Consider the following 13,218-nt stretch of genomic DNA (forward strand, 5'->3'; position numbering starts at 1 on the left):
CATCCCCGTTGTGGGTGGTCTTAGGTCTTCACGTCAGGGTCGGTACGACCGATCAAGGCCTGCATCTTTGTGATCTCGACCACAGCATCACGGACCTGTTGCAACGCCACATCTGGATGCAGGGTGTGATCCGCGCCAGATGCCGCGTATTGTTCCAGATAGACCCGCAAAGTGGCCCCTTCAGTGCCCGTGCCCGACAGGCGCAACACCGCGCGCGCTTCGCCTTCAAACCAGATGCGCAGACCTTGGTTGTGGCTCACTGATCCATCCACCGGATCGTGATAAGAAAATTCGTCCGCCGCCGTCACGCCAAGGCCTGCGACCTGTGTGCCGGGTAATGCGTTCAACCCGTCACGCACCCCTTGCATCAAGATGTTGGCGGCCTCGGTTGGGACGGCTTCGTAGTCATGGCGCGAATAATAGTTGCGCCCGTAAGTCGCCCAATGGTCGGTCAAGATATCGGCCACCGATTGGCCGCGTTCTGCCAGAATGTTCAGCCACAACAACACCGCCCAAAGGCCGTCCTTTTCGCGCACGTGGTCCGACCCGGTGCCCGCACTTTCTTCACCGCATAACGTCGCCTTGCCCGCATCCAGCAGGTTGCCGAAAAACTTCCAGCCCGTCGGGGTTTCAAACGATCCGATGCCCAAGCGTTCGGCCACCTTATCGCTGGCGCCGCTAGTCGGCATAGACCGCGCAACCCCCGCCAAGCCACGCGCGTACCCCGGCGCCAATTGCGCATTGGCTGCCAACACCGCAAGGCTGTCGGACGGCGTGACATAGCGCCCGCGTCCCACGATCATGTTGCGGTCACCGTCCCCATCAGAGGCTGCGCCAAAATCAGGCGCCGCGTCGGACATCATCTCGTCCATCAGGGTTTTGGCCCACACCGGGTTTGGATCAGGGTGCCCGCCGCCGAAATCTTCGGACGGCACCGCGTTGATTACTGTGCCCACAGGTGCGCCAAGCGCGCCTTCCAAAATGGCCGTGGCGTAGGGACCCGTGACCGCGTGCATCGCATCAAACCGAATGCGGAACCCACCGGCGATCATGGCGCGGATTTTATCGAAATCAAACAGCTGCGCCATCAACGCTTGATAATCCTCGACCGGGTCAATGATCTCGACGGTCATGCCGCCCAGCTGCGCGGCGCCACAGGCCGTCAGATCCAGGTCCGGGGTGTCTAATGTGGTGTATTGGGTGATGGCTTGGGTCTGCTCAAACATCGCGTCGGTGATGTGTTCGGGCGCAGGCCCGCCGTTACAGACGTTGTATTTGAGCCCAAAATCCTGATCGATGCCGCCGGGGTTATGGCTGGCCGACAGCACAAAGCCCCCATCCGTCTCGCGCAAGCGGATCAGATGCGACACCGCAGGCGTCGACAGCAGGCCGTTTTGCCCAACGATCGCTTTGGTGGCCCCGTTGGCCGCCGCCATCCGCAACATGATCTGGATCGCCTCACGGTTAAAAAACCGCCCGTCACCGCCGATAACAAAGGTCTTATCTGCCGCGCCGCCAATGGCGTTAAACGTGGCCTGCACAAAGCACTCCAGGTACCCCGGCTCCATAAAGACGCGGGTCTTTTTACGCAGCCCAGAGGTGCCGGGTTTCTGGCCCTCGAACGGTCCTTTTGAAATCGTCTGGATGGTCATATGCGTGCCTTTCAAATATCTGTTTTCGGTCCGCCGCGTCCGGCCTGCGACATGATGCGGGCGGTTTTGGCGATCTCGGGGGTGTCGGTCATTTCATCTAAGGGTACAGGAGTTTTTCGCCGCCAATTGGGGTGCGCGTCGATGGTACCGGGTAGGTTTTGGGCGGCTTTCACACCTAGGATATCATCCAATTGAACGGCCGCAAGGGCCGCCGGACCTTCGCCCAGAGTGCGGTGCGCGGTATCGCGTAAATCTGCCGCATCATGACGTGCGAGATCCGCGACAGTGGTGCCCAACAGATCTGCTTTTTCGTCGTCTCGCTGCTGTGTGGCCTTGGTGCGACTGGCGTCATCGATCCAACCCAGTTTGTGCCACCATCCGATGTCTTCGCCCGCCCAAAACCCCGCGATTGTGGGGGTGTCATGGGTGCCAAAGCACGCCAGTGACTGGGGCCGTACGGTTTGCGGATCGCGGAATGTCCCCTTGGGGGTCTTTTCATATTGCAACACCGTGTAGCCATAGAACCCCTTGGCCGCCATGGTGTCGCGAAACCCGTCGGGCACCAGTCCAAGGTCTTCGCCCACGATCAAGGTCCCTGCCCGGTGCGCCTCTAGTGTGATAATCGCCATAAGCGATTGAAACGGTTGGCGGATATACCCGCCCGGGCTGCCATCTTCGGGAATCCAATAGCTGCGATTCATCCCCAGCGCATGATCAATCCGCAACACCCCACAATGACGCATCGCGGCCCGCAACACCTGCCGTAGGGGCGCGTATTGCGCCGCCGCCAACTGAAGCGGCGCATAGGCGGCCAATTGCCAGTTTTGCCCCGCCGGGCTGAGATGATCGGGCGGCGCCCCCAACGCCACACCGGCGGCCAATGTATCGCCCGCACCCCATGCCTCGGCGCCGTCCAGCCGCGCGCCCACGGCCAGATCCAGATACAACCCCAACGCCATCCCGCTCTCGCAGGCGCGACGCTGGGCCTGCTCTAGCTGCGTATCGGCCATCCATTGCAACCAAATATGAAACCCCGCGCCGTCTGGCAGTGCACCCTGTCGCGCCAAATCAGGCGTGCGCAGATCTGCGGGCCACATCCGCCAATCCTGCCCCAAATCAACGCTAAGGCTTTCGAAACGCGCGAAATCCTGCAACGCGGTGCCGCCCTCTTGGGTAAAGCGCGCCAACGCCGCGTGGTCAGCCTGCGCGGCGTGGTCTTGGAACCTCTGATACGCCGCCTGCAATGCCGCGCGGTGGTGCGTGTTATGATGCGCATAATCGATCAGATCGCCGGCGGCGGGTGCGTGATCTGATGCCATTGCAATATGTTGCGTGTTCAAAAACCCGCGGTGGGTCGGCGAATACGGGCTGATCACATCCCCCGCAGCCCAGCCAAGCGCATGCACCGGGTTGATCCCCAAAAACGCAGCCCCCTGCGGGCCGAATATCTCGGCCAATCGCGCCAGATCTTCGAAATCACCCAAACCTGCGTTGCGGTCAAACTGCACCCCGTAAAGCCCCGCAACCACGCCCCACACGCGCGGCACCCCGGCCACGTCGGGTAACATCGGCGTGCGGGCGGGCGCGCAGATCACCACACAAGTCGCATCCGATGCGCCCTGCCGGACAGATAAGGTGTGCACGCCCATGGGCAGTGCTGGTAGGTGAATATCGTCGCGCGCGTGGCCTTCGGCAAACACTACCGTTTGCCCTTCCAGCACCACGTACCACTCTGCCGCGAACGGACAGGGCAGCGTGTAAGGGACGTCGCATGTCATCACCAGTTCTGGTGGAATGATCCGCGCCTGTTGCCCTGCGCGCAGGTGTTCTAATGTATCACGAACCTCGGCTTCGGTCCCGACCGCCAGCCCATTGGCCCGCAACAGCGCGCGGTAAGTGTCGGGGTTGGTGGGACGGGTGACGCCATCCAAATCAACAAAGCGATCAAAGATACCACACAGCTGGGCGAGCGCGGTCAGATTGGCCTGCGCTGTCATTGCGTGCCCGTCTCATCCGCCAGGACCAACACCAAAACCGACGGCCCGGACACATCAATGCGGTCAACCGGGACAGCCCCGCGCACCGTTTGCATCGTATCCAGCGCACAGACCCACATCCGGCCCTCGGGCGCAGCAGGGACAACAACCTGTGCGGCGGTTTCGGCGCGGTTGAACACCACAAACGCCACGTCATCGGTTTGGGCGACGGCGGGCGCTTCGGCGGATCCGCGCAACGTCACGCAGAGGCTCGACAGGCCGGGATCGCGCCAATTCAGGGCGTGACCGTCGAAATCAGACCATTCCACATCAGGCAACCCGTCAGACGGGCGCCGCGCCGCATGCAAAAACCGCGATTGGCGCAAGGCCGGATGCGCCCGGCGCAAGCCCGCCAATTCCGCCACAAACGCCAGCAGGTCTTCGTCGGCCTGCGCCCAGTCCAGCCAAGTGGTTGCATTGTCCTGACAGTAGGCGTTGTTGTTGCCGCCCTGCGAATGCCCGATTTCATCGCCCGCCAGCATCATCGGCGTGCCTTGGGATAAAAACAGCGTGGCCAGCATGTTACGTTGACGTTGTTTGCGCCGTGTCTTGATTGCGGGGTCGTCAGTTGGGCCTTCGACGCCAAGGTTATCGGAATAGTTGGCGTTGTGACCATCGCGGTTATCTTCGCCGTTGGCGTGATTGTGGCGATCAGAATAGCGGGTGATATCGGCCAAGGTGAACCCATCGTGCGAGGCCAGAAAATTCACCGATGACCACGCTCTACGGCCGCCGCGGTCAAATTCGCCGGCGGATCCCATCAACCGCGCACCCAGATCCTGCGCGCTATGTGCATCGCCCCGCCAGAACCTGCGCACCGTGTCGCGATAGGCATCGTTCCATTCGCCGAACTTGGGCGGGAACTGCCCCAAACGGTAGCCACCGGGCCCGATATCCCACGGCTCTGCGATCATTTTGACCCCGGCCAGCACCGGATCTTGGCGCAGCGCATCCAGAAAGCCACCGCGCGGGTCAAACCCATGATCTTCGCGCGCCACGGTCGTGGCCAGATCAAACCGAAAGCCATCAATGCCCATGCATTCCACCCAGAACCGCAGGGAATCCATCACCAACCGCAGCACTTGCGGATGAGACACATTGACCGTGTTACCGGTGCCCGTGTCGTTCACGTAATAGCGCGGCTGGCCGTTGATCAGGCGGTAGTATGAGGCGTTATCAAGCCCCCGAAACGACAGGGTCGGGCCGCGGTGGTCGCCTTCGGCGGTGTGGTTATAGACCACATCCAAAAACACCTCGATACTCGCGTCGTGGAACCGGCGTACCATCTGGCGGAACCCCACCAGACCGGCAGGCCCAAAATACCGTGGTTCGGGCGCGAAAAAACCAATTGTGTTGTAACCCCAGTAGTTTGTCAGACCTTTTTCAAGTAAAAATCCGTCGTTGATAAACCCATGCGTGGGCAAGAGTTCAATGGCCGTGACCCCCATCCGGTGCAAGTGATCTATCACCGCATCCGACGCCAGACCTTCGTAAGTGCCGCGCAGGGCCTCGGGCACATCCGGGTGCAACTGGGTCAGGCCCTTTACGTGGGTCTCGTAGATCAACGTTTCGTCCCACGGGGTCAAGATGGGCTGCGACGTATCGCCAAACAGCGCAGGGTCAGACACCACCGATTTGGGCACAAACGCCGCCGAACACCGGGTGTCAAACGACAGATCCTGCGCGCTGGAGGATTGGTCGTACCCCAAGGTCGCCGTGGTGTTGCGCCACGCACCGCGCATTTCGCGGGTGTAGGGATCAAGCAACAGCTTGTGGGGGTTAAACCGGTGCCCCTGTTCGGGCGCATAGCTGCCATGGGCGCGGTAGCCATAAAGCGCACCGGGCACCAGCCCATCCACATGCCCGTGCCAGATATCGCCGGTCCGTTCGGGCAAGGTCAGACGGGTGGTTTCACGGTTACCATCGGGGCTGAACAGACAGAGTTCGATTTTGGTCGCATTGGCGGAAAACACTGCGAAATTAGTGCCTTCGCCGTCAAAATGCGCCCCGATTTTAACCGGGCTGCCCGAAGATATTGCATAAGCCATTGAGGTCAGTCCTGCGTTACACGTGCGTCGCAAACTGCCGCGTAGATATCACCATATGCCTGCGCAGAGACATCCCACCCCACGCCATGCCGCATGCCCCGCCGGACCAGCCCTGCCCATTCGGTGGGTTGCGCGTAGATATCGCAGGCCCGGTGGATCGCCTGTTCCAAGGCGCTTGCGGTGACCGGGGCAAATTGCACGCCCGTGGCGCATTTTGCACTGCGCGCGGCCTCGTTGGCATCAATCACCGTATCGGCCAGACCACCCGTGCGCGCCACCACCGGCACCGTGCCATAGCGCAACCCATAGAGTTGCGTCAGCCCGCAGGGTTCAAACCGCGATGGGATCACGATGGCATCACTACCCCCCTGCATCAAATGCGACAGCGGTTCGTCGTAGCCAATGATCACCCCAATCGCACCGGGATAGCGGTGGGCGGCCGCAACAAACCCCGCCTCGAGGTCTTTGTCCCCGCTGCCCAGAACCGCCAACTGCGCCCCCCGCGCCACCAACGCGGGCAAGGCGTCGAGCAACAGATCAAGCCCCTTTTGCGTCGTTAGGCGGCTGATGACACAAAACAACGGCCCCCGCTGGTCCGGCGCGAGACCAAAGCGTTTTATCAAAGCGGCGCGGTTGATCGCCTTAGATTTGAGACGTTTGACGGTATAACCCGCCTCAAGGGCGGGGTCGGTTTCAGGGTTCCACGCGTCGAGATCAATGCCGTTGAGAATGCCAACCAAGTCCGAACTGCGCGCACGCAAGAGCCCTTCTAGACCCATGCCAAATTCGGGCTGCATCAATTCGCGCGCATAGCTTGGGCTGACAGTGGTGATTTTATCAGCATAGACCAGCCCGGCCTTCAGAAACCCGATGTGGCCGAAATATTCAATACCATCAGGGGTATATAGCGTCGATGACACGCCCAAAGTCGTCATCAGCGCCGGGTCAAACAGCCCCTGAAACGCGATATTATGGACGGTCATCACACAGGGCGGCGTGGGTGCATCGCGTTGGTGCAGATAGGCCGGCACCAGCCCCGCTTGCCAGTCATGGGCATGCACGACATCAGGGCGCCAACCGTCCAGCGCCCCCATCGCGACCTCGGCCGCGACATAGGACAGCGCGGCGAACCGCACCCCGTTGTCGGGCCAATCGCGGCCATCGGTGCCCAGATAAATCGTACCCGGCCGATCATAAAGATGCGGCGCGTCCAGCAACAGCAAATCAATGCCCTCGGCCTGACAGGCCACCAACCGCACAGGACCCCCATGCAGGGCCCGTTGCCGCCAGACCTCTTGGCCCGTGGCAACAATATCTGCCAATGCAGGGTACGCGGGCAGCATCACCCGCGAGGCCACCCCCAACGTCGCCAACGCCTTGGGCAACGCGCCCACCACATCCGCCAGCCCGCCCGTTTTGACAAAGGGCGCGCATTCTGAGGCCACACACAGCAGTTTCACGTCATAGATCCAATTTATCGATCATGGGTTGGGTGATCAGGCAGGTGCCTTGGTCCGTTCGGCGGAACCGCCGGGCATCTTCGATGGGGTCTTCGCCCACCACCAGACCTTGGGGGATCGTAACGCCCCGATCAACCACAACATTCGTAAGTTGCGCATTGCGGTGGATCTGCACATAGGGCAGCGCGACAACGCCATTCAGTTGCGAAAACGAATGGGTACGCACGCCAGTAAACAGCAGACATTGATCCAGACTAGACCCCGAAATAATACACCCCCCCGACACCATCGACGACACCGCATGCCCGCGCCTACCGTCTTCGTTGTGGATGAATTTGGCGGGGGCTGTCAGTTCCGAATAGGTCCAGATGGGCCATTCATTGTCAAAAAGATCCAGCTCTGGGGTGAAGTCCGTCAGATCCACATTGGCCTGCCAAAAGGCATCCACCGTGCCCACGTCACGCCAATAGGCTTTTTTCTCGATGCCTGAACGCACACAAGACCGGCTAAACGGGTGCGCGATCGCTTTGCCGTCCCGCACGATCCGGGGGATGATATCACCGCCGAAATCATGCCCATACCCTGGTTCAGCCGCGCATTCCGCCAGAATTTTGAACAAATATTCCGTCGCGAACACATAGATGCCCATGCTGGCCAGCGCCTGGTTTGGGTCTCCCGGCATTGCGGGTGGGTCGGCGGGCTTTTCAACGAAATCCAGAATGCGGTCTTCGGTGTCGACCTTCATCACACCAAAACCTGTCGCCTCCATGCGGGGCACTTCGATGCAGCCCACGGTCACATCGGCGCCGCTTTCCACGTGGTGGCGGATCATCAGGGAGTAATCTTGTTTGTAGATGTGGTCGCCCGCAAGGATCACGATATATTTGGGCCCGTAGCCTTCGATGATCTCTTGGTTTTGGGCGACAGCATCCGCGGTACCTTTGTACCAATTTTCATTGTTCAGCTGCTGCGATGCTGGCAAAATATCAAGCGATTCATTGCGTTCAGCGCGAAAAAAGCTCCACCCGCGTTGCAGGTGTCGGATCAGCGAATGCGCCTTGTATTGTGTGGCCACGCCAATACGCCGGATGCCGGAATTTACCGCATTGGACAGCGGAAAATCGATAATCCGGCTTTTGCCGCCAAAATACATCGCCGGTTTCGCCCGCCGGTCGGTCAGTTCATACAGCCTGCTGCCGCGCCCCCCCGCCAGCACAAAGGCCATGGTCTGTTGTGCCAATCGGTGTGTTTCTCTGTCCATGCTTTGATCTCCCCCCAAAGTCGTGTTTTTGTACGTTTAGCTGCGCTCCAGCTCAAAAAAGAGCGTGGTGAGCGGCGGCAGCGTCAGGCAAATAGACACCGCTCTGCCCGATGCGGCCACCTGTTCGCTGTCGACACCGCCCATATTGCCTTGGCCGTCCCCACCGTAGACATCTGCGTTGGTATTCAAACGCTCAACCCAGCGGCCTTGTTCCGGCACACCGATGCGGCGGCCCGTGCGCGCCACCGGCGTCAGGTTGCACACCACCAACATAGGCGCCGCGCCGTCGGTCCCGTGACGGACCCAAGCAAAAATGGATTCCTCGCCGTTGGTTTCCTCAATCCACTCAAACCCCTCGGGCTTGGTATCTTGCGTATAAAGCGCCGGTTGATCCCGGTAGAGCCGGTTAAGATCGCCCACCAGCCGCTGCATGCCCTTGTGCGGGTCATACCCCAGCAAATGCCAGTCCAGACTGCTGTCGTGGTTCCATTCTGCGCCTTGGGCAAATTCACAGCCCATAAACAGCAGCTTTTTGCCCGGATGCCCCCACATAAACCCATAATAGGCCCGCAGGTTGGCGAATTTATCCGGCCCTGTGCCGGGCATTTTATCCAGCAACGACCCTTTGCCATGCACCACCTCATCGTGGCTCAGCGGCAGGATGAAATTTTCCGAAAACGCGTAATGCAGCCCGAATGTCATCTTGGAATGGTGGTATTTGCGGTTAATCGGGTCCTCGGCCATGTAGCTGAGGGTGTCGTTCATCCAGCCCATGTTCCACTTGAACCCAAAGCCCAAACCGCCCCCATCGGTGGGCGCGCTGACCCCCGGAAAGGCGGTGGATTCTTCGGCCACCGTCATGATGCCGTCGACCTCGCCATAGGCCGCCACGTTCATCTTTTGCAAAAACGCGATGGCCTCAAGGTTTTCGCGGCCGCCGTCTTTGTTGGGGATCCATTCGCCGTCTTTACGGCTGTAATCGCGGTACAGCATCGACGCGACCGCATCCACGCGCAGCCCGTCAATGTGGTGTTCTTGCAACCAATAGAGCGCGTTCGCGATCAGGTAGTTCGACACCTCGACCCGGCCATAGTTGAACACCATCGTGTTCCAATCGGGGTGAAAGCCCTCCTTGGGGTCGGCGTGTTCATAAAGCGCCGTGCCGTCGAATTTCGCCAACCCGTGCGCGTCTTCGGGGAAATGCCCGGGCACCCAATCCAAGATCACGCCGATCCCAGTTTTGTGCGCGGCCTCGATAAACGCGCGGAATTCACCCGGCGTGCCATGCCGGATCGTAGGCGCAAAAAGCCCCACAGGTTGGTAGCCCCAAGACCCATCAAAGGGAAATTCGGAAATGGGCATCAGTTCGATATGGGTAAAGCCCAGATCTTTGACGTAGCTGATCAATTGGTCGGCATGTTCCAGATAGCTGAGCGGGCGGTTGCCGTCTTCGGGCACCCGGCGCCACGACCCAAGATGCACCTCGTAGATCGACATAGGTTGATCAAACCGCTGTGCTGCGGCGCGTTTGGTCATCCAGCCCGCATCTTGCCACTGATGCGTGGTGATATCGCGTACCACCGACCCCGTGCGCGGCGGGTGTTCGGCGCCAAACCCAACCGGGTCGGCCTTTTGCGGCAACAGCTGGCCATCAGCGCCCAGAATTTCGAATTTATAGACCTCGGCGGGGCCGATTGCGGGGACGAATACCTCCCACACGCCGGTCTGGCCGCGCTTGCGCAACAGCGTGCGCCGCCCGTCCCACGTGTTGAAATCTCCGACCACCGATACCCGCGCGGCGTTCGGCGCCCAAACGGCGAAATGGGTACCCGAGACGCCCTCATGATCACAAGGGTGCGCGCCCAGAACTTTCCACAACTGCCGGTGCGTGCCTTCGCCCAGCAGATATTCATCCCATTCGCCCATAACAGGCCCAAAGCGGTAGGGATCATCGGTGATCCAACTGTGCCCGTCGCGGGTGATCTTGAGATGATAGGCAAACCGGTTCTTGCGGCGGGTTGCCCGGCCCTCAAACGCCCCATCGGTGTCACCTACGGGCGCGAGCGTCACGATACGCCGCTTGGTCTTGGGGTCGAGCACCTCGATGCTATCCGCCCCCGGAACATAGGCCCGCACAGTCCATTTGTCTGCGATCTTATGCAGGCCCAACACAGAAAACGGATCTCCGTGTCGGCCTGCGACAATTGCATCTATATCCTGTGCGTCCAATTCCAAATCACAATCCCCCTAGGCGACATCCTTGCGCGCAGCACCCGCCCCGGTCAAGCGAGACGCCCCCCAAATATCGCGCGCATAGCCCGCAATTGTGCGATCAGACGAAAACCACCCCACGCGCGCCGTGTTCAACGCCGCCATCCGGGTCCAACCTGCGGGGTCAGCAAAGGCTTTGTCCACCACACGTTGCGTGTCAAAATAGCTGTCAAAATCGCAGGTCACGAGGAAATAATCGTGATCCATCAAGCCTTGGACCAACCCCGCATACCGGCCTTTGTCAGACGGCGAAAACACGCCGCTTTCGATTTGGTGCAACACACGGGCCAACCGCGGGCTGGCCTCGATGGCGCGGCGTGCATAGTTGGGTTCGGCGCGGCGGGCTGTCACCTCTGATGCCGTCAAACCAAACAAAAAGAAATTCTCGGCGCCAACGCAGTCGCGGATTTCCACGTTCGCCCCATCCAATGTGCCGATGGTGGGCGCGCCGTTCAGGGCAAATTTCATGTTGCCGGTGCCGGATGCCTCTTTGCCCGCTGTCGAGATCTGTTCTGACAAATCCGCCGCCGGGATCAGCAATTCGGCCATCGAGACGTTGTAATTTTCGGGGTAGACGATCTGCAGATAGTCGCGCGTGACAGGGTCGGCGTTGATCAATTTGGCGGCATCGTTGATCAGGTGAATGATCTCTTTGGCCACCACATAACCGGGGGCCGCCTTGCCGCCGAATATCTTGACGCGCGGGGTCCAATTGCCGTTCGGATTGTCGCGGATGTCGTTCCACAGGGCAACCGTTTCGAGCAGGTTCATCAGCTGGCGCTTGTATTCATGCAGCCGTTTGATCTGTACGTCGAACATCGCGGATGGGTCCAGCGACACCCCATCGCGCGCCTTCAACCAGTTGGACAGACGTGCCTTATTGGTGGTTTTTGCGTCCTGAAACCGTTCAAGAAACGCGGCGTCATCCACGTGACCGCTCAGCGCGTCGAGCTGTTGCAGATCCGCAGGCCAGCTGGTGCCGATGGTGTCGTTGATCAGCCCGCGCAGCGCCGGGTTGCACGAATACAGCCACCGACGCGGGGTGATCCCGTTGGTTTGGTTGATGATCCGGCCGGGATAGTCACGGTTGAGGTCGGCAAAGACGGTTTCCTTGACCAGATCAGAATGCAACGCCGACACGCCATTGACGTGGTGGGCCATGACAAAGGCCAGTTCGCCCATTTTGACCTCGCCGTGCTCGAGGATCCGCACGTCGCTGTTGGTTTCGGCCAGATGCGCCGCCTCGATCAGTTCGATAATCCGGTGGTGGCGTGGCAACACCCGGATGAAAAGGTCCTCAGACCAACGCTCCAACGCTTCGGGCAGCAATGTGTGGTTGGTGTAGGCCAGGCACCCGCGCGCGATGCTGATGGCTTGCGCGACCTCAATGCCATGATCATCCGCCAACAGCCGCACCAGTTCGGGGCCCGCAATCGCGGGGTGCGTGTCGTTGAGCTGGATCGCGACGTGGTCGGCCAATTGCGTCAGGTCGCCCCCTTCGCTGAGGAACCGGTGCAGCAAATCTTGCAGCGACGCCGAGGTAAAGAAATACTCTTGCTTGAGCCGCAGTTCCTTGCCGATCTCGGTGGTGTCATCGGGATAAAGCACGCGGCTGATCGTGCGGGCCAAGGCCTCGGGGGCGCTGGCGCCCATGTAATCGCCACGGTTAAAGCTGGCCAGATCAAAGGCCGTTACCGGTTTGGCCGCCCACAGCCGCAAGGTGTTTGCCCACGTGCCCTGCCAGCCCACAACCGGCGTGTCATAGGCCGCTGCCATGACGGTTTCGGCCGGGTGCCACACGGGTTTGCCGTCGGTGTCACGGATGTCACCGCCGAAATTGATCGGGTAGGAGACCTCGGGACGTTCGAATTCCCACGCGTGGCGCTGCGCGAGCCATGTTTCGGCGGTTTCCATCTGGGCACCATCTTCGAAATGTTGCTCAAACAACCCGTGCTCATAGCGGATACCGTAACCGTAGGCCGGGATGCCCAACGTGGATAGCGAGTCCATGAAACACGCCGCCAACCGGCCCAACCCGCCATTGCCCAGTGCCGCATCCGGTTCACTGGCCACGATGGTTGCGTAATCCTGACCCAAATCTGTCAATGCCGTCTCGGCGACCTCATCAAGGCGCAGATTGACGGCCACGTCTTCGATCAAACGCCCGATCAGAAATTCCATCGACAGGTAGTAAACACGTTTGCCTTTAACGGCTTGGGCTTTGCGGGTGCTTTCCAGCCACGGGTTAACAACCTGATCACGCAGCGCCAATGACAGCGACATGCGCCAATCATAGGTCGATGCGTCACTGGCATCTTTGCCTTGCGATTGTTTGAGGTGGCGCAGAATGTGCGCGCTGAAATCTTGGGGCGAAACAGGGGGGATCGTCATGTCAGACATCATCGCTCTTTTCATCTTGGTGTCACCGTGTCGGAGCACGGTAAGGTCCAGTTCATCCATCGCGCCGGTTGTGCCGCACAGACATCAACC

7 protein-coding genes are annotated in these 13,218 nt (G+C 60.2%); all 7 read right to left on the reverse strand.

Features of this window, described 5'->3' with window-relative positions; genetic code table 11:
• Window positions 1-20: 20 nt before the first annotated feature.
• From ABJH13_RS11285 to ABJH13_RS11315, 7 genes are read right to left on the reverse strand one after another with little or no spacing between them, the layout of a single operon-like run.
• The gene (locus tag ABJH13_RS11285; protein ID WP_348406311.1) at window positions 21-1,652 is read right to left on the reverse strand and encodes an alpha-D-glucose phosphate-specific phosphoglucomutase; all 1,632 of its coding nucleotides are present in this window, start codon (window positions 1,650-1,652) and stop codon (window positions 21-23) included.
• A gap of 11 nt (window positions 1,653-1,663) precedes the next feature.
• Window positions 1,664-3,649, reverse strand: a complete 1,986-nt coding sequence (gene malQ / locus ABJH13_RS11290; RefSeq protein WP_348406312.1) for a 4-alpha-glucanotransferase — start codon at window positions 3,647-3,649, stop codon at window positions 1,664-1,666.
• The gene (gene glgX, locus ABJH13_RS11295; RefSeq protein ID WP_348406313.1) at window positions 3,646-5,736 is read right to left on the reverse strand and encodes a glycogen debranching protein GlgX; all 2,091 of its coding nucleotides are present in this window, start codon (window positions 5,734-5,736) and stop codon (window positions 3,646-3,648) included. Before glgX ends, malQ begins: the two co-directional genes overlap by 4 nt.
• A 5-nt stretch (window positions 5,737-5,741) precedes the next feature.
• A complete protein-coding gene (gene glgA, locus ABJH13_RS11300) occupies window positions 5,742-7,196 on the reverse strand; it encodes a glycogen synthase GlgA (protein ID WP_348406314.1) in 1,455 nt (484 codons plus the stop codon).
• A 1-nt stretch (window position 7,197) separates the two neighbouring features.
• Complete coding sequence (gene glgC / locus ABJH13_RS11305) at window positions 7,198-8,457, reverse strand: glucose-1-phosphate adenylyltransferase (RefSeq protein WP_348406315.1); 1,260 nt, start codon at window positions 8,455-8,457, stop codon at window positions 7,198-7,200.
• Between the two features lie 36 nt (window positions 8,458-8,493).
• Window positions 8,494-10,692 carry a 1,4-alpha-glucan branching protein GlgB gene (gene glgB, locus ABJH13_RS11310; protein WP_348406316.1) on the reverse strand — a complete coding sequence of 733 codons (2,199 nt, stop codon included), beginning with the start codon at window positions 10,690-10,692 and terminating at the stop codon, window positions 8,494-8,496.
• A 12-nt stretch (window positions 10,693-10,704) separates the two neighbouring features.
• Window positions 10,705-13,128: a glycogen/starch/alpha-glucan phosphorylase gene (locus ABJH13_RS11315; protein ID WP_348406317.1), complete on the reverse strand. Its 2,424-nt coding sequence runs from the start codon at window positions 13,126-13,128 to the stop codon at window positions 10,705-10,707.
• Window positions 13,129-13,218 lie beyond the last annotated feature (90 nt).

It is taken from the genome of Roseobacter sp. (assembly GCF_039970775.1).
GTDB lineage: Bacteria > Pseudomonadota > Alphaproteobacteria > Rhodobacterales > Rhodobacteraceae > Roseobacter.